16 protein-coding genes are annotated in these 17,452 nt (G+C 68.7%); 6 read left to right on the top strand and 10 right to left on the bottom strand.

Translation table 11 applies throughout. The features are described 5' to 3' along the window. The first annotated feature begins 166 nt into the window (after window positions 1-166). Both Dfulv_RS31825 and Dfulv_RS31830 read left to right on the top strand, forming a co-directional pair. Complete coding sequence (locus Dfulv_RS31825) at window positions 167-1,579, top strand: short-chain fatty acyl-CoA regulator family protein (protein ID WP_259857492.1); 1,413 nt, start codon at window positions 167-169, stop codon at window positions 1,577-1,579. 385 nt (window positions 1,580-1,964) lie between these two features. Continuing rightward, window positions 1,965-3,194 carry an FAD-binding oxidoreductase gene (locus Dfulv_RS31830; protein ID WP_259857493.1) on the top strand — a complete coding sequence of 410 codons (1,230 nt, stop codon included), beginning with the start codon at window positions 1,965-1,967 and terminating at the stop codon, window positions 3,192-3,194. 131 nt (window positions 3,195-3,325) lie between these two features. Here Dfulv_RS31830 and Dfulv_RS31835 read toward each other — a convergent pair whose 3' ends face one another. From Dfulv_RS31835 to Dfulv_RS31845, 3 genes are all read right to left on the bottom strand, one after another. Then, window positions 3,326-3,700, bottom strand: coding sequence for a nuclear transport factor 2 family protein (locus Dfulv_RS31835; RefSeq protein ID WP_259857494.1), 375 nt, complete (start codon window positions 3,698-3,700; stop codon window positions 3,326-3,328). Next, window positions 3,697-3,897 (bottom strand): hypothetical protein, encoded by a 201-nt coding sequence (locus Dfulv_RS31840; RefSeq protein ID WP_259857495.1) that lies wholly within the window; start codon window positions 3,895-3,897, stop codon window positions 3,697-3,699. The genes Dfulv_RS31835 and Dfulv_RS31840 overlap by 4 nt, the downstream gene beginning before the upstream one ends. A 134-nt stretch (window positions 3,898-4,031) precedes the next feature. Further along, on the bottom strand, window positions 4,032-4,442 hold the full coding sequence (locus Dfulv_RS31845; protein WP_259857496.1) for a nuclear transport factor 2 family protein: 411 nt from the start codon (window positions 4,440-4,442) through the stop codon (window positions 4,032-4,034). Between the two features lie 168 nt (window positions 4,443-4,610). Here Dfulv_RS31845 and Dfulv_RS31850 point away from each other — a divergent pair, with 168 nt between their 5' ends. The 3 genes from Dfulv_RS31850 to Dfulv_RS31860 are packed head-to-tail and all read left to right on the top strand — an operon-like array spanning window position 4,611 to window position 7,458. Next, window positions 4,611-5,528, top strand: a complete 918-nt coding sequence (locus Dfulv_RS31850) for a CPBP family intramembrane glutamic endopeptidase (RefSeq protein ID WP_259857497.1) — start codon at window positions 4,611-4,613, stop codon at window positions 5,526-5,528. Between the two features lie 8 nt (window positions 5,529-5,536). Beyond that, window positions 5,537-6,826: a sensor histidine kinase gene (locus Dfulv_RS31855; RefSeq protein WP_259857498.1), complete on the top strand. Its 1,290-nt coding sequence runs from the start codon at window positions 5,537-5,539 to the stop codon at window positions 6,824-6,826. Then, window positions 6,814-7,458, top strand: a complete 645-nt coding sequence (locus Dfulv_RS31860; RefSeq protein ID WP_259857499.1) for a response regulator — start codon at window positions 6,814-6,816, stop codon at window positions 7,456-7,458. The genes Dfulv_RS31855 and Dfulv_RS31860 overlap by 13 nt, the downstream gene beginning before the upstream one ends. Window positions 7,459-7,477: 19 nt before the next feature. On the opposite strand, the gene Dfulv_RS31865 is transcribed toward Dfulv_RS31860, so the two are convergent. Further along, entirely contained in the window at window positions 7,478-8,422 is a 945-nt protein-coding gene (locus Dfulv_RS31865) for a TrmB family transcriptional regulator (RefSeq protein WP_259857500.1), read from the bottom strand. 217 nt (window positions 8,423-8,639) lie between these two features. On the opposite strand from Dfulv_RS31865, the gene Dfulv_RS31870 reads away from it, so the two are divergent. Beyond that, window positions 8,640-9,680, top strand: coding sequence for an iron-containing alcohol dehydrogenase family protein (locus Dfulv_RS31870; RefSeq protein WP_259857501.1), 1,041 nt, complete (start codon window positions 8,640-8,642; stop codon window positions 9,678-9,680). Window positions 9,681-9,687: 7 nt separating this feature from the next. Here Dfulv_RS31870 and Dfulv_RS31875 read toward each other — a convergent pair whose 3' ends face one another. The 6 genes from Dfulv_RS31875 to Dfulv_RS31900 form a co-directional block, all read right to left on the bottom strand. Then, entirely contained in the window at window positions 9,688-10,860 is a 1,173-nt protein-coding gene (locus tag Dfulv_RS31875) for a CaiB/BaiF CoA transferase family protein (RefSeq protein ID WP_259857502.1), read from the bottom strand. Window positions 10,861-10,934: 74 nt separating this feature from the next. Then, window positions 10,935-11,726, bottom strand: coding sequence for an enoyl-CoA hydratase-related protein (locus Dfulv_RS31880; protein WP_259857503.1), 792 nt, complete (start codon window positions 11,724-11,726; stop codon window positions 10,935-10,937). Between the two features lie 277 nt (window positions 11,727-12,003). Continuing rightward, the gene (locus tag Dfulv_RS31885; RefSeq protein ID WP_259857504.1) at window positions 12,004-12,426 is read right to left on the bottom strand and encodes a nuclear transport factor 2 family protein; all 423 of its coding nucleotides are present in this window, start codon (window positions 12,424-12,426) and stop codon (window positions 12,004-12,006) included. Window positions 12,427-12,455: 29 nt separating this feature from the next. Beyond that, window positions 12,456-14,624, bottom strand: a complete 2,169-nt coding sequence (locus tag Dfulv_RS31890; protein ID WP_259857505.1) for an acetate--CoA ligase family protein — start codon at window positions 14,622-14,624, stop codon at window positions 12,456-12,458. Then, window positions 14,614-16,314, bottom strand: a complete 1,701-nt coding sequence (locus Dfulv_RS31895; RefSeq protein ID WP_259857506.1) for an ABC transporter permease — start codon at window positions 16,312-16,314, stop codon at window positions 14,614-14,616. The genes Dfulv_RS31890 and Dfulv_RS31895 overlap by 11 nt, the downstream gene beginning before the upstream one ends. A 91-nt stretch (window positions 16,315-16,405) precedes the next feature. Further along, window positions 16,406-17,446 (bottom strand): ABC transporter substrate-binding protein, encoded by a 1,041-nt coding sequence (locus tag Dfulv_RS31900; RefSeq protein WP_259857507.1) that lies wholly within the window; start codon window positions 17,444-17,446, stop codon window positions 16,406-16,408. Window positions 17,447-17,452 lie beyond the last annotated feature (6 nt).

The following is a 17,452-nucleotide window of genomic DNA, read 5'->3' on the forward strand; positions in this document are numbered from 1 at the left end:
CGGGCGGACCATTGCCGATCCGCCGCCGGTGGTGGGTGCATTCACCGTCACACGGCGACGGCGCGCTGGTCGAGAGACGTATCAAGCGAAGTCCTGCGAATTTGCCGGACCATTTTGCTAACTTGCGAAATCCACATTTCACAGCGATGCTATAACTATCTGGGAGGTGAGGGCGATCACCAAGATCTTCGCCGGTGCCCGGCTGCGCCGACTGCGGGAGGACCACGGGCTGAGCCAGACGGACCTCGCCCGGCACCTGGCGATCTCACCGAGTTACCTCAACCAGATCGAGCACGACGTACGGCCGCTGACCGCCCCGGTGCTCATCCGCGCCACGGAGCTGTTCGGCGTCGACCCGGCCGTGTTCGCCCCGCACGACACTCCACAACTCGTCGCCGGGCTGCGCGAGGCACTCCCCGGCGCGGGCGGCATCGCGGACCTCACCGAGCTCGCCGGCCGGCTGCCGGAGCTCGCCGCGTCCGTGATCGAGCTGCACCGCCGCTACCGGCAGGTCGCCGACCAGCTCACCGAGCTCGTCGGCGACCGGGGCGAACTCGGCCGCAGCCCGCACGACCAGGTGACCGAGTTCTTCTACCGCCGGCAGAACTACGTGCCGGACCTCGACGAGGCGGCCGAGACCCTCGCGGCGCAGATAGGGCTCCGCCGCGGCAGGATCCGGACCGCGCTGCGGGACCGGCTGACGCACCTGCACGGCATCCAGGTCGCCCACGAGGACGCCCAGTCGCTCGGCGGCGAGCTGCACCGCTACCGCCCGCAGACCCGCACGCTGCACCTGTCGACGTCGCTGCGCGCCGGGCAGGAGACGATGCGGATGGCCGCGCAGCTGGCGCTGCTGGAATACGCGGACGTGATCGACGAGATCATCGAGGAGGAGCGGTTCGACGACGTCCAGACCCAGATTCTCACCCGAGTCGGGCTGGCGAACTACTTCGCCGCCGCGCTGATCCTGCCGTACGAACAGTTCCTGACCGCCGCGGAGAGCCGCCGGTACGACATCGACCTCCTCACCGAGCACTTCGCGATGGGCTGGGAGACGATCTGCCACCGGCTCAGCACGCTGCAACGACCCCGCTCACGGGGCGTGCCGTTCTCGTTCGTCCGGGTCGACCGGGCCGGCAACATGTCCAAGCGGCAGTCGGCCACGGGTTTCCCGTTCTCCCGCACCGGCGGCACCTGTCCACTGTGGAACGTCTACGAGGCGTTCAGCGCCCCGGGCCGCGTCGTCACGCAGGTCGCGGCGATGCCCGACGGGCAGCGGTATCTGTGGATCGCCCGGACCATCACCCGGCACCACGGCGGCTACGGCCAGCCCGGCAAGGCTTACGCGATCGGGCTCGGCTGCCAGATCAAGCACGCCGGCCGGCTGGTCTACTCGACCGGCATGGACCTGCACGACTCCGAGGCGGCCATGCCGATCGGTCCGGGCTGCAAGACCTGCGAACGGTCGAACTGCCCGCAACGAGCCGCCGCGCCGATCAGCCGGCAACTCGACCTGGACGAGAACCGCAGCACCTTCATCCCGTACCCGCTGAAGGGCACACCCACCTCGCCGAGGTGACCAGCCGCACCTGTCGGGGATCGAAGGACGCGGATCGTAAGGGAACCGTAAGCCTCCGCCCGCATGGTGGCGTCATGCACAGAAGTGCACGGCGAAGGGGGGCATCCATGTTCAGTCGCAGGCGTGTGGCGTCACTGCTCGAGGCGACGCCGGCAGCGAGCGCGACGGCGGCCGAGTCGTCGGGGCGACCATCACGCCCATGAAGAACTGCTCGATCCGTCAACGGCTCCTGCCCACTCCATCAACACTGGATGCGACCCCATAAGAGGACGTTGTGGAACTCCAAGACCAGTACTCTGTGGCTCCGACATGGGCACCACATGATCCGGGCTACGCGGAAGAGATCGCTGCATTCAACCGTGCGACAACACACACTCCCGATCTGGTGATCGGTGCCGAATCGGCCGCGGACGTCGCGGCAGCCGTCCAGCGCGCGGCCGATCAAGGATGGCAGGTCAGCGTCCAGGCCACCGGCCACGGTGCCGTCCTCCCCGTAACCTCAGGATTGATGATCACCACGAGTCGGATGAACGAGGTCGCGATCGATCCGGCCGCTGGAGTTGTCACGGTGGGCGCCGGCGCAACCTGGGACGCCGTGATCGCTGCGGCCGCCGAGCACGGGTTGGCACCGATCGCCGGCGCATCACTGACCGTCGGTGTCGTCGGGCTGATTCTCGGCGGAGGCCTGGGTCCGTTGGCGCGCAGCCATGGGTTCGCCGCTGACTACGCCGAAGGCTTCACGGTCGTCACCGGCACAGGCGAGATCGTGACGGCGGACCGCGTCAACCGGCCGGACCTCTTTTGGGCGCTGCGTGGGGGCCGATTCGGTCTCGGTGTCGTGACCGAGGTCCGCTTGCGTCTGGTCGAACTGGCGTCGCTCTACGGTGGCACCCTCCTCTACGAGGAGCCCCACATCGAGACGGCACTGCGGGCATGGATCGACTACACGACAACCGCGGACGACCGGGTCAGCACGAGCGCGGCGATCACTCGATTCCCGAACCTTCCTGCCGTGCCAGAGGCGATCCGGGGCCGCACCCTGCTGAGTCTGCGGTTCGCGTTCCCCGGCGACGGCTCGGAGGGCGAGCGTCTGGCGGCACCTCTGCGGTCCGCGGCCCCCGTCTATCTCGACCGGCTCGGCGTCATGAAGGCGGCCGACATCGCTCAGATCCACAACGATCCCACCCAGCCCGGTCCGGTTCAGGTATACGGCAACCTGCTTTCCGGCGTCGACCAAGACTTCGCCTCCGCGTTCCTGACGTCCTTCGGCCCAGCCGCGGAGACCCCGTTCGTGATGGCCGAGCTGCGGCACCTCGGCGCGGCCACCCGGTATGACCTCAATGGCGAGTCGGCGGTCGCCGGTCGGAGCGCGGGTTTCACCTGCGGACTGATCGGAGTGCGCCAGGACCTGTTCGACGAGGCGATGCCGGCAGCCGCCGCGGACTGGACGAAGGTGGCCGAGCGCTGGTTCGCCGCGGAGAGCAACCCCAACATCATGGGCCTTCCCGTCACAAGAGAACGCCTCGCCGCCGTGTGGCCCAGGGAGATCGGCGAGCGGCTCGAGACCGTTCGGAGGCGCTACGACCCACTGGGAGTGCTCGCCGGAATCGTGTGAGCCCCTGCATGTCCCACGTCGGGGTCGCGACGCACCTGACCGGCCCGCTGGGCACGTTCCAGCGGGCCGGTCAGGCCCACCCACAGGTGTGGTGTGCGGACCGAACACTGCCAGCACCTACGGCAGTGCGGTCACGGCCCCAGCGGGGTCTGTTGGTGCAGCGTGACGAGCCACTGCCCGTCACGCTCGACGTAGACGGTAGTGGCGAGCACCGACAGGTCGACGTCGACGCCGTCGACGCGGGCGGTGTAGTCGGCGCGGTAGGTGACCAGAGCGGCCGTCGGGCCGAGGAACCGGACCTGCTGGTCCGACAGTTCCGTCCGCACGAACGGGTTGCGGTTGGCCGCGATCATCGGCACGACCACGGTTTTCGGCGCCGCCCCGAACCGGCTCACCAGCAGGGCGTCGTCGGTGAGGGTCGCGCGGTAGAAGTCGGCGTCACCCTCGCGGTTGGCCCGCCAGAGGTCCCGCTCCAGCGCGAGGAGGATCGCGGAAACGTCGGTCACGACGATTCCGGGCGGTGTGCCAGAATCATGACGCCCTTGGGCAGCGATGACCACCACGCGAGCCGCCACCGTGTCTCGGGCCAACCCGCGAAGATGGGCTCGCCGCGTCCGCGCACAACCGGATGAACCCATGTGCGGATCTCGTCGAGGGTGGCGAACGTGGAGACGATCAGCTGGCGGTCGGTCGTGGTCGGCATGGACCTATGCTGCGCAGCGGCGCTTACCGTTCTCTTGCGGTCGACGATCGCGTGGTGCCACGGCATGCGACGTTCCTCGCACCCGCCACCGGCGTCATCACGTGCCGGCGCATCGTGCGGCCACGTCAGCACCACTAGAGACCCCAGCCGGCGGGTGGAGGCTGCGTTTCCGCGAAGGCGGGGTTGTAGTACTCGCGGAGCTCCTCGCACCGTCCGGCGTCGTCGAACCGCAAGATCAGGCAGCCGGGCAGCGTGACCTGGGGATTGTCGGCCTCTGGCTTCCATTCCGGATCCACCATCGTGGCCCACCACTCCACCACCACGCGGCGCCCGTCCACGACCGGTCGACCGAAACGCAGCTCCAGATCGCGCTGGGTGGCTGTCGCCTTACGCCAGTAGGCGGCGATCGCCGCGGATCCGACGTGTGGCGGTTTGGTCGGCGACGAGAGGTAGACCCCGTCGGCAGTGAACAGGCTCGCCGCCGCGTCCGCGTCTTTGGTGAGCCAAGCCGTCCGGTAGCGCTCGATCCATTCGATGTGGTTCACACTCTCCCCCGGTTTCCCGCTCTGGCTGTGCGAGTATGCCCTTCCGCGGCATACAAACGGCATTCACATCGGCGTCGATGAACATGATCAAGTGTTGTGGTTGGCCTCAATCGGATCCGGTGGGCAACCGGCTACGGTCACTCCGCCCGACTCCATAGTTTCGAACCTATGCGACTGTTGATCGACTCGCAGCGTCGACTGCGCCTGCCCCTACGACTCACCGTTTATGTGGTGAGCGTGTTCGCCGCCGCGGCGGTGGTCACCTACGGCATCGTCGGTTCCGGGGCCACGACGCCGGTCGTGGTGCTGGCGACCGTTGCCGTGCTGGCGGTGACGGTGCTCGTCACGTACCTCTTCCGGCGGCTGCTCGACCGGCGGCCCTGGGCCGACATCGGGATGCCGGGGCCCGGGCGGCGGGAGCTGGTCGGGCTCGCCGCCGGGTTCGGGGTCGGCGTGGCGGCCATCGCCGTCTGGTTCGGCATCGAGGTGAGCGTCGGCTGGGCGCGGGTCGACGGATGGTCGTGGACCGCCCGGGGCGCGCTGCCCGCCACGATCGCCGTAGTCGTCGGTGCCGTCCTGGTGCTGTTGCGGGCCGCGGTCGAAGAAATCGCCTTCCGCGGGTACGTGTTCGCCAACCTGGTCGAGCGGATGCGGGTACCGGTCGCGGCGCTGGTCGCCAGTGGGATCTTCGCGCTGCTGCACCTGTTCGGCGGCGTCACCTCGATCGGCTATTTCGCTGCGGGAATGATCGAGTTCGTCCTGTTCGCAGTGCTGCTCACCGCGGCACGGGTCACCACCGGCTCGCTGTGGGCGGCCATCGGCATCCACGGCGGCTGGAACTGGGCTCAGGACTACCTGTTCGGTGTCGGCACCGCGACCGAACCCGACCACGGCGACGCGCTGCTACAACTGCGGCTGACCGGACCGGGATGGGCCGTCGGCGGCACCGGGAACGTCGACGCGGGCCTGCTGAACTTCGTCGCGCTCGCCGTCGTCGCCGCCGGTGTGCTGGTGCTGGCCCGCTGGCCGGCCGCGGGCGGAGGACGCCGGACCGGTGCCGCGTGGTTGACTGGTACCCAATCATGACGGCACCGATGAGCACCCCGCCCACCACCGGATCCCGGCTGGCCGGGGTGGTGCTGGCGCCCGTGCGGGCCGACACGTGGCGGTACAGCGGACATCTCCTGCTGGGCGCTCCCGTCGGTGCGCTCGTGGTCGGCTACGTCGGCCTCACCGGCTACGCGGCGATTGCCGGGCTCACGGTCGTGGGCCTCGCCGTGCTGGCCGCGTTCGTGCGCGGCACCCGGCTCGCCGCGCGGGTCGAGCGGTGGCGGGCTCGGGTGCTGCTCCGGCTCGATCTCGCCGAGCCGGCCGCGGTGCGCCGGCGGTCGGCCGGCGTCGTCGGCTGGGTCCGTGACGGGCTCACCGACGTCACCGGCTGGCGGCTGCTGGCGTTCCTGCTACCCACAGGGCCCCTGGCGATCGCGATGGCGTATGCGACCGTCCTCGTCTGGGCGCTGCCGGCCGCCGCGGCCACCTACCCGGTGTGGTACCGGTACACCCCGGACGGCTGGGACGGGCTCGAGGTCGCCGGGATGCGGTGGCGTCCGGACACGGGGCCGCAGTCACTGCTCATCGGCCTGGCGGGGCTCGCGGGTCTGGTCGCCGCGGCCTGGATCGTGCGTGCCTTGGCCGCCGTCGACCGGCTCCGGCTGCGGTGGATGCTGCGACCGGCCGCGGGTCCCGACCTGGCGCAGGTGCTGGAACGCCGCCGCGACCAGGCGGTCGAACAGGCCGGGGCGCACCTGCGGCGCATCGAGCGGGATCTCCATGACGGCGCCCAGGTGCAGATGGTGGCCGTGGCCATGGAGCTGGGACAGGCCCGGCAGGCGCTCGAAGGCGGCGGTGACCCGCAGGCGGTGGCCCGTCACGTCGCCGTCGCGCACGAGCAGGCCAAGCAGGCGCTGGCGGAGCTGCGGGACCTCGCCCGCGGCATCTACCCGGCGGTGCTGACCGACCTCGGGCTCGACGGCGCGCTGCCGCTGCTCGTCTCGCGTTGTCCGATCCCCGTCGCGCTGGACCTCGACGTCGCGCAGCGCCCGTCGGCCGCGCTGGAGTCCACGACGTACTTCTGCGTCGGCGAGCTGCTCGCCAACGCGGTCAAGCACAGCGGCGCCGGGCGCATCCACGTCGTCGTGGCCCGGCACGCGGCGGTGTTGCGCGTGCAGGTGCGCGACGACGGCGCGGGCGGTGCGACGATCACGGCCGGCGGCGGGCTGGCGGGGCTCGTCGACCGGGCCGAGAGCCTCGGCGGCCGGCTCACCCTCGACAGCCCGGCCGGCGGGCCGACGACCGTCACCGTGGAGCTGCCGTGCGCATCGTGATCGCGGAGGACGCCGCGCTGCTGCGCGACGGGCTGCGGCGGCTGCTGACCGACTCGGGCCACGACGTCGTGGCCGCCGTCGACACCGCCGATGCCCTGCTCGACGCGGTCGCCGCGCACCACCCCGACCTCGCCGTCGTGGACATCCGGATGCCGCCGACGTTCACCGACGAGGGCCTGCGGGCCGCCGTCGCGGTCCGGGCGTCGCGGCCGGGGACCGGGATCCTGCTGCTTTCGCAGTATGTCGTCGAGCGGTACACCGCCGACCTGCTCGCCGACGCCGGCGGTGGGATCGGCTACCTGCTCAAGGACCGGGTGGCCGACATCGGCGACTTCCTTGACGCAGTCGGGCGAGTCGGCGCCGGCGGCACGGTCCTCGACCCCGAGGTGGTCCGGCAGCTGCTCGGTCGCAGCCGCCGGGCCGATCGCCTGGCCGGCCTGACCGGGCGAGAACGGGACGTGCTCGCCGGGATGGCCGAAGGCCGGTCCAACGAGTCCATCGCCGGTGTGCTGCACCTGTCCGAAAGTTCCGTGGAGAAGTACGTCGCGTCGATCTTCACCAAGCTCGAGCTCACCACCGACCGCGACACCAACCGCCGCGTCCTGGCCGTCGTCACCTACCTACGGTCCTGAACCCGGTCGGGTGATCGGATCACGCGGTGCGCCTGTTCGGGCCGCTCTCCTTCTTGGCACGCATCGGCTTGAGGTGCGGGTTGACCATGCCTTCGAGTCCGGGACCGTACATCGCGATGAGTTCTTCGCTGAAGTCACCGAACGTGCGCTGTACGTACATGTCGTGGCGGATGAAGCCCTTGACCAGCGCAGGAAGCAGGTTGTCGTTCTCCGCCCAGATGGCCTGCCAGTCCTCACCGTCACGAGCGAGGGCCCACAGGGCGTGCTCGTTGTCGGCGGCGAGCGCCAGGTGGCGGGCCTGGTGGTGCGGATAGACGATCTTGTCGGTGCTGCTGTGCCTGACCACAAAACCGTTGCTCAACTCGAACGGCGGTTCACCGAAGCAGAGGATGTCGATGCGCACACCGCGGTCGTCCGCGGCATGGACGGTGGACTTCAGTTGCGCGAGATGCTCGGTGTGGCCGGAGACGTGCAGGCGCTCCCGGGCGTCTCCGATGAACGACTCGGCGGTCTCCTTGATCGATTCCCACGAGTCCGCCTCCCAGTAGGGGCGCACCGAGCGCGCTTCGGACGAGGTGGCCCGCAGGCGGGAGACCTCGAGCTCGGCGGTGGCAATGCGGTGCTGGAACGCCGCCCGCATCTGGGCGAGCAGCCGCTGGGGAGGCACGGCCACGAAGCGGGCCGGCTTGTCGTCGACCTGGACGATGGCGCCGCGCTCGACGAGGCGTCCGAGCGTTTCGTACACTTTGGGCTGAGGTACCTGCGTCTCCTTCGAGACCCAGTAGCCTGTCTGCGGTGGCTGCCCGACGAGGCCGGCGTAGGTGCGGCCCTCGTACTGGGAAAATCCAAGATCAACCAGGCTCGCGACGAGCTTCGCCGTGGACTTGCCACCGTCTGGAACCGAATTCGCCTTTGCCATTGGCCCTATCTCTCCGTGTTCGCTTGGGTCGAACGAGTTCGGCACGCCGTGCTGTCGCGCGGGTCGGCCCGCCCTGTGTGACCCACCGCCGGCGACAGGCATGAGCAGAGTATCAGCATCATTCCCATTGTCCGTAGTTACCAATCTAAGGTAGTAAAGAACCTTGGACAAACACGCGAGGCTGGGGAATGTGCTGAATCTTGCTCAAGATCGCGAGCCCGGCCCGACCTACTCGTGGCGGGGCGATGCTCTAGGACCTACCGTGGTCGTTGGCACGGGCGTGGCGACAGACGCGGCCCGCGGCTTCCTGCGCGACGACGGCCGACTCCGCCCGGCGCTCCTGACCTCACCGTCCGCACATCACGACGGGCGGCTGCGCCGGCTGGCCGACGCGCTCGCAATACCTGACGAACGTGTGTTCGACTTCCTCACCGGCCACGCTCGCAGCTCGGACGTGACACGCATTACCCGCGAACTGGCCGGGACCGGAGTGGACGCGATCATCGCGTTGGGCGGTGGCACGGTGAGCGACACGGCGAAGAACGTGGTAGCCGCCCTGCTCGGCGACCAGCCTGCCGCCGAGGCCGTGCCCATCGTCGCCCTGCCCACGACGTTGTCGGCGGCGGAACTCACGGCCGCGGCAGGGAGCATCGATGCGGCGGGCCACAAGCGCGTCGTCTGGGCTGAGCACCTCGCGGCCAGGATCGCCATCTACGAGACAGACTTTCTCGCGACCACTCCGCCCGCGGTGCTGTTCGGCACCGTGTTCAACGCGATGGCGCACTGCCTCGAGGGTCTCTATTCCCCCTCGCGTACCCCGATCACCGATGCGCTGGCCAGCAGCGGCCTACGAATGCTCCGCGGCCGGACCATCGGTTCGACCGCGGAGCAACTGCGCCGCCTCGCCACCGGCGCCGTCCTCGCCGGGCTGGTTGTGACCAGGGCCAAGAGTGGTCTGGAGCATGCCGTCTGCCACGCCCTCGGCGCCGTGGCCGGCGTCAACCATGGCGCCGCCCACGCCGTCATGCTCGCCCGGACGGTCCGCTTCAACACCACGGACTGGCCGGGACTAACCGGCTATCTGGCCGCCGCGGGAGACTCGAGCATCGAGGCGCTGACGGCGGAGCTCGACGCGATCCGGACGTCGTACCACCTGCCCGAGCGACTTCGCGATCTTGGCGTGCCGGCGGACAGGCTCACGGACATCGCGACAGCTACGATGCGTGAACGGGGGTACGTCGAGAACGTCCGCACCGACGTTTCCGAGAGACAGCTCGTCGAACTCCTGCGGACCTGCTGGTGATCTTCGCTCACCCACCGGCGCGCCGCGCCCGCACCTCGTCCCGGATCTCCGCGTCGTGGGCGCCGAGCTGCGGCCCGCTCCTCAGCGGCGGCACGAGTCCGTCGAGCTGAAACGGCATCGCCACCGTAACGGTGCCATCGTCGAGCGTCGACAGGTAGTGGTTCTCGCGGATGTTGTCGTCCCGCAGCACGTCCTCGATCGTGTTGACGGGTGAACACCACAGCTTCTCGGCGCGCAGCTTCGCCAGCCACTCGTCGCGCGGCCGCTGGGCGAAGAACCCGTCAAAAAACTCGCGCATCCTCCCCGCGTGCGTGACCGCGTCCGCGTAGCTGTCCACTCCGTCCGGGAGGGACTCCGCCGCAAGGCCCACGGCGCGCAGGAAAGGCTCCCAGTCCCGCGGGGTCACAACAGCGATTGCGATCCATTTGCCGTCACCACACCTGTACTGGTTCAGCACGGGACTACGCGGATCCTTCTGCGGCTTGCCGGTCACGACGGCACCGGCGGTGTTGGCCGCCGACCCCACCAGCTGCATCTGGGCCCACAGCGAGGTCATCACCAGGGAACTGCGGACCGTCTGACCTTCCCCGGTGCGCTGCCGGTCGAGCAGCGCCGCCAAAATGCCGAAAGCCACCATGGTCCCGGTCATGACGTCGTTGGTCGCACCAGGCGGAGCGAAGGGGGTGTCCGCTTCGCCCGACATCGTGAAGAGCATGCCGGAGTAGGCCATCCCGGTCATGTCCTGGACCGGCTGATCGGCGAGCGGGCCCCGGTGGCCGAAGCCACCCGAATGCGCGAAAACGATGCTCGGGTTGATGGCCCGGATCGACTCCTCGTCGACGCCCAGCTTGCGGACGGCTCGGGTGGTGAGGTTCGTCAGGAACACGTCCGCGGTGCGGACAAGGTCCTCAAGCACACCACGATCCTCGTCACTACTCAGATCGATCACAATCGACCTCTTGTTGCGGTTGCTGACGTCGTAGGTGACCGAGACCACCCGGTCACCGGCGGCCTCACCTGCCGTAGGTGCCCGGTGCACGCGCGTCGGGTCTCCCGCGGGAGACTCAATCTTGATCACGTCTGCTCCCAGGTCGGCCAGCAACATCCCCCCGATCGGCCCAGACAGCCACACGGTCAGCTCCACCACCCGGATGCCCTCGAGCGGGCGCCGTCCCACCATGATCCTCCCTTGTCCCGTGCACGTCGGTCCTCGCGCGGTCCGACGCGGTCCAGCAACCACACCCGCCGTTCACATCACGTGCGGTATTCGGCGCTCCACGCCGGCTTGCGCTTCGCGAGGAACGCCGCGCGCCCCTCCCGGCCGTCCTCGGACTCCGACGCCGCGCGGGCGACGTCGAGCAGTGTCCTCAGCACGCGCAGCACCTCGTCGTTCGTCAACGGCAGCCGGCTGCCTCGAACAAGGCCCTTCGTCGCGGCGAGAGCCGTCGGAGCCGCCTGAAGGAGATGGCCGCAGAATCGCGCCACGGTCGCGGCCACGCCGTCCGGCTGGACGACCTCGGTGACCAGTCCCGCCTCGCGCGCCACCTCGGCGCCGAAGGACTCCCCCGTCAGAAAGTAGCGCGACGCTGTGCGCGCCGGCATGCGGTGCAGCACCGGGGCCGAGACGATCGCGGGAACCACGCCGAGCTTGACCTCAGGAAAGGCGAAGTGCGCCGCCGAAGTCGCGACGACAACGTCGGCGGCGGCCACGATGCCGACTGCCCCGCCGCGGACCGCCCCCTCGACGCAGACGATGGTCGGCTGTGGCAACGTCCAGAACGAGGCGAGGAGCGGCGGGAGCATCTCCATCACCACACCGGACTTGTCCTTCAGGTCCATGCCCGCGGAGAAGACCGGCCCCTCATGCCTGAGCACCAGGACACGGCAGGTGGTGCTCAGCCTGACCTCGTCGAGGATGCGTCCGAGGCCGCTGAGCATCTCGACGGACAACGCGTTACGGGTCTGCGGCGAGTTCAAGGTGACAGTCAGGACACCCTGGCGCTCGACGGCCTCGACGACGTCGCTCACGGCGTACTGTCGGCGCATGCCGAGGCGGGCAGGACCGGCAGTGTGGCCGCCGCGGCAACGGACAACCCTCTCCGGCGCGGTCTCCGGCCCTTCCAACCACTCCTAGCCCACATAGCGGGTGCCTTTCTCTGCTCCTCCACCGGCGCCGACCCGGCCGACGTAGCCGCATCGGCGCCAATGATCCCAGTTACTCGTCGGACAGGTAGTGATCGGGGCGGCAGCCCAACCGGCGCGGCGCGCCCATCGTCCGCACCGCGATCACGAGATCGGGTCGCCGCGCACGCCGGGCCCGACCTCACAGGGTCGGCGCAGTCCGCACGGTGTCGCGGCGCGGGCGACGGGAGGCGAACAGCCAGCGCCCGTCCACCCGGCGAACCGTGTCGTGGTAGACGACATGCGTGCGGAGGAACGGCTCCTCACGCTCGTAGTCGACCAGGAGCGCGTAGCAGGTTGCCTGCACCTCGCCCGGCGTGACCGACACGAAACGAAGGTTGGTGTTCCAGTGCCGGGTGCCGCGGTCGCGTCCCGGGTCGGCGGCGAACGTCGCGAGCGCCTCCCGGCCCCGGTACTCGCCACCGATGGAGCCGTAGGCCGGCGCGAACGTGCCGTCCTCCGTGAAACACGACACCCATTCCGGCACATCCAGCGAGTCGATGGCGTAGCAGTAGCGGGTGTAGAGGTCTTCGATCGCGAGGCGATCCTCAATCGGCAGTTCCAACGCTTCTCCCCTCCCAGGGACTCGAGGCCTCACGGCCGGGCCAGGACGATCACGGCGTCGAGCGCGACGGTCTCGCCGCCGCGGTCCACGCGGAGCGCGCGCAGCGGATTGATCTCCAGCTCCGACACCTGCGGGTTGGCCACGTAGGCCGTCGCCACGCTGCGCACCGCCTCGAAGACCGCGTCGAGGTCGACGGACGCCTCACCGCGCACCCCCGTCAGGCGCTTCCAGACACGCAATTTGCCGGCCGCCGTGTCGAAGGACTTGCGGTCGAAGGGGATGCTGAGATGCATCACGTCCCGCTCGATCTCCGTGTAGATGCCGCCGGTGCCGAACGTCAGCACCGGCCCGAAGATCGGGTCGTCGTGCACGCCGACCAACACGTCGACACCGTCCTCGATCATCTCCTGCACGGTGACCCCCGACGGAACCACACCCAGGCGGGCGATGCCGGCTGGGCCACACATCGACTCGTAGGCGTCGACCGCCTCCGCGCGGCTCCTGACATTGAGCCGCACACCGCCGACCTCGGTCTTGTGCAGCAGTCCGTCCGCGACCACCTTGACCGCGACCGGGCGGTCCACGGCCGCGACGGCATCGACCGCGGCCTGTGCGGAATCCGCGAACACTTCGCGCGGAAAGCGAATGCCCGCCGGTTCGAGCAGCGCACGCGACGACCCGTAGTCCAGCGCTCGTACCGGCGACGAGTCGGTGTCCGGCTTGTGCTCCGGACGCGGCGCCCGGCCCGTGGCCGCCTTCCCGCCGCCCGCCCAGCGGGAGATGCGTCCGAGCGCCTTGACGGCCGCCGACACGCTCGCGAACGGCACCATGCCGGCCTCGACCATGACCCGGAAGCCGCCGCCGTGACGCGGCGACATCCAGACCGGCACCAGCAGCGTATCGGACCTGGAGACGATCTCGATCGCCTCGCTGACCACGGAAATCGTGCTGTCCGCATAGTCCGCCGGCATCGCGAAGAGGATGGAGCCGACCGCCGGGTCGGCGGCGATCTCACCGAGAATCCTCCGGTTGAGCTCGGAGTCGGTGAACACGCGGGTGGTCAGGTCGACCGGATTGTCCACGAAGCCGAAGCTGGGCGCGTGCGCGTCCAACACCGCCTTCGTCTGTGGGCTGAACTCCGCCAGGCGCAACCCCTGCGCACCGACGAGGTCCGCCGCGTGCGACGAGGTACCCCCGGAGAAGGAGTAGACACAGATGTCCCCGACGCGCGACGGGTCGCTGATCCGGGAGAGCAGCGCGGCAGTCTCGGCAAGTTCGTTGACGTCGTTGACCCGGATGACCCCGAACTGCTCGAAGACCGCGTCCGCGACCTCGTCGTCGCCGGCGATCGATGCAGTGTGCGAAGCGGCGGACATCTGCCCGTACTCGGAACGGCCGATCTTCATCAGCACGATCGGCTTGCCTGCGGCTCGCGCCTTCTTGGCGACGTCGATGAACTTGGCGCCGTCGCTGAAACCCTCGACGACCGCGGCGATCACGGTGATGCGGTCGTCGAGGAGCATCTGGTGGATGAAGTCGGCGATGTCGAGGTCGACGGCGTTGCCCGGTGAGGCCCACATGCCGATACCGAGCCCGAGGTCCATCCACTGCATGATCGCCCGGCCGATGCCGCCACCCTGCGTGACCAGGCCGACCGGCCCGCTGACCACGTCCTCGTGCGCCACCGGCGACATGCTGAGCAGGACCTTGTCCGCGATGTTGGCCAGGCCTGGAGAGTTGGGGCCGTAGAGCGTCATGCCCGCCGCCCGCGCGGTTCGCAGGATCGCCTCCTGCATGGCCACCCCCTCCACCCCGACCTCGGAGAAGCCGGAACTGAGGACGATGACGTGCCTGACGCCGGCCGCCACGCAGTCGGTCACGGCGTCGAGCACGTGTTCGGCCGCGACCAGGATGATGACGACATCCATGGGCGGGCCGGGAATCGACGACACGGTGGGGTAGGAGGCATCCCCGCACACCTGCGGCGAGCCCGGGTTCACCGGGAACACCGACTCGATGTCCGAGTGCTTGCGAACGTTGACGTAGGTCGAGTTGCCCATACTCCCCGGACGGTTCGACGCTCCGACCACCGCCACCCGCCTGGGGCGGACCAGGGTCTCGATGTCCGCGTAGTGGAACGTCGCGTCGGCCACCGTCGGCCGAGGCCGGGCACGGTGATCTGTCAGCTCAGATTTCAAGATTGCGCCCACCTCGGGTCGACAGGATCACCACGGCGCAGATCGCCGAGATGGCAACCATGATGACCGCCAGCGCGGCCACGTCCGGGTAGATGCCGTAGTTGAAGGCGTCGAACAGCTTCGTCGACAGGACCTGCAGGAATGACGTACGCAGAATCATCGATGCGGCGAACTCATGGCTCATCAGCACCAGCATCAGCATGCCGGCCGAGGTCATCGAATTGCGCAGCAGCGGAAGCTTGATGCGCAGGAACGTCGACACCGCGCCGGCGCCCGCCACCCGCGCCGCATGGTCGTAGCTGTCCGGGAGCCGGGTAAGTCCGCTGACGATCATACGGGTACCGAAGATCATGTATAGGTAGATGTAGGCGATGACGAACACCGTCTGGGAGCCGTAGAGGTCGAGGAACCCCAGGCCGTAGGAGATCAGGATGCCCAGGCCGATCACGATCCCCGGCATCGCGATCGGCAGGTTGATGGTGAATTCCAGCAACCGCGCGACGAAGGACCGCGATCTGGTGATGTACAACGCGACCGCGGTGGAGAGGACGATGCCCCCGATGACGCTCAGGAGCACGATCTCCAGTGTGGTCGTGATCGAGTCGACGTACTGCGGAGTCGCCAGCACCTCCTGGTACGAACGAAGCGACATGTTCGAGAAGTCGACGGAGCCCGTCCAGTACGGCGAGAGTGACACGAGGATCAGCGACGCGGTCGGCGGAACGATGGCCAGCACGACGTAGACGATCGGTGGAACGATCAGCCATCGACGCGGGGTGCGGGCACGCATCGCGCCCCGGGACACGCTGGTGTACCGGCGCAGATTTCCCAGCGAACGCCGCTGGACGGCCACGATGATCATGGCGACGGCGAGCAGCGGGACCGACAGCAGGGTGGCCGCGTCGTAGTTCGGCGGACTGGCCGACGTCAGCCGGTACATCTCCGTCGTGATGACGTCCACCCGGGCCGTCGCGCCGAGGAGCAGCGGGGCGGTGAACTGACCGAGCCCCAGCAACAACGCGATGCCGATGGAGTAGTACAGCGCCGGCCGGATGCTCGGCAGCACGACGCGGATCTGGGTCATGAACCAGCTGGAGCCGAACACCCGCGCGGACAGTTCCAGGGTCGCGTCGGACTCACGAAGCGCGGTGCTCACGAACAGGAAAACGTAGGAGACCAGGTACAACGCGGTGATGAAGACGATCCACGGCAACGAGTACACGTTGAACGGACCGCTGTCGCTCTCGATGCCCAGCAGCGTGCGCAGCAGCACGTTGCCGTATCCCACCGCCGACGACGCCACGAAGACCCAGCCCGACACCGCCGCGATGGGCGGCATGAACAGCGGCAGGGTGCACAACAGCTGCGCGGTGTTGTACCAGCGCCGGGGCAGGTTCGCCACGCACATCGCCAGAAGCACGCCGAGTATGACCGCGACGATGACGCAGCCGAGCGCCAACCACACGGTGTTGAGCAGGGATGGCCACAGGTCGGGGATCGCGGTGATCGCATCCCAGGATGCCCGGACGTCCCCCGACGCCCGGACCAGGAGCATGACGAGCGGGTACACGAGCCCGGCGATCATGACGATCCCCAGCAGGTGGACCAGCGATTTGGGCTTGACCCGGCGCCACAACGGCCGTGGCGCCCGTGAGGTGTCCAGACGCGCGGCGGGTGCGTCAGTGGTCATGGATACCGTCCTAATCGGGGTGTGAGGTTCTCCCGGAAACACCTCCCGGAAGAACCCCAGGGCGGAGGCTTCCGATAGGGGGCGACTGTCCTCAGCCGAAAAGGCCCTTCCACCAAGCGTCGATGGACTGCAGCTTGTCGGTCGGGTACTTGTCCCAGTCGATCAGCGTCATCTTGCCGTCCGGCACCCGCAGGGCGCCCTCCACGTCCGGCAGGACACTCACCCCACTGTTGTTCGTGTTGAGGATGCCCTGGCCCTCCGGGCTCTGGACGAAGTCCAGGAACACGAGTGCGGCGTTCGGGTGAGCACTGCGCGCGAAGGCCGTCGCATACAACACGTAGGCCATGGTGCCCTCGTCGGGAATCGCGAAGTCGATCGGCGCACCCTGCGCCCTCAGCAGTTCGACGGAGGCGGCGTTGCCGGTCGGGCCCGCCAGCAGCTGGCCACTGGCGACGTTCTGGGCAACGACCGCCGAGGCGGACTGGATCTGCGGATTCTGACCGGCGATCTGTTTGACGTAGTCCTCGCCCAGCTGCGTGCGCCAGTTGTCATAGAAGGCCTTCAACGCTGCGGGGTCAGCGTTGTTCAGGCCGATCTTTCCCTTGAACTCCGGCTTCAGCAGGTCGGCATAGGTGGGCGCGGACTTGAGCTTGTTCGTGTTGTACATCATCACGAACGGGTTGATGGTAGCGGCAACCATCCCGTCGGCGGTGTACTTCGCGTCCCAGCCGGCGTTGTTGGGGCCCTGCGGCTTTTCGAAATGGCCCTTCTGGGCGAGGCCCTGCAGCCAGGCGTAGTTGGAGTTGCCCAGGATCGTGTCGACGCTCGGTGGACGGTTCGCGCCGAGTTGCTGGTCCAGCGTGGTCTGCTGCGTCGTCGAGTCCATCTTGAGCGAGTTGACCTTGATCTTCCGGTACTTCGACTCGAAGGCGCTAGTGATCTTGTTGATGAGCTTCTGGTCGCTGGACGACCATACGGTGACCGAACCTTCCTTCTCGGCCGCCGCCACGATGCCGTCCCAACCGTTAGCGGCAACGCCGGGCTGCGATGCCGACCCGCCTGAGGAACACCCCGCGACTGTGGCGAGGACCGCGACGGTGGCCGCCGCGATTGCCGTCCGCGGCCGGAGCACATCGCG

Origin of the sequence: Dactylosporangium fulvum, from assembly GCF_025137375.1 — a bacterium.
Lineage (GTDB): Bacteria > Actinomycetota > Actinomycetes > Mycobacteriales > Micromonosporaceae > Dactylosporangium > Dactylosporangium fulvum.

Coding starts and splice junctions, on each gene's coding strand:
- Dfulv_RS31880 (WP_259857503.1), bottom strand. CDS start 11,726: ATGCGCCGACAGTACGCCGTGAGCGACGTCGTCGAGGCCGTCGAGCGC.
- Dfulv_RS31875 (WP_259857502.1), bottom strand. CDS start 10,860: ATGGTGGGACGGCGCCCGCTCGAGGGCATCCGGGTGGTGGAGCTGACC.
- Dfulv_RS31850 (WP_259857497.1), top strand. CDS start 4,611: ATGCGACTGTTGATCGACTCGCAGCGTCGACTGCGCCTGCCCCTACGA.
- Dfulv_RS31895 (WP_259857506.1), bottom strand. CDS start 16,314: ATGACCACTGACGCACCCGCCGCGCGTCTGGACACCTCACGGGCGCCA.
- Dfulv_RS31840 (WP_259857495.1), bottom strand. CDS start 3,897: ATGCCGACCACGACCGACCGCCAGCTGATCGTCTCCACGTTCGCCACC.
- Dfulv_RS31855 (WP_259857498.1), top strand. CDS start 5,537: ATGAGCACCCCGCCCACCACCGGATCCCGGCTGGCCGGGGTGGTGCTG.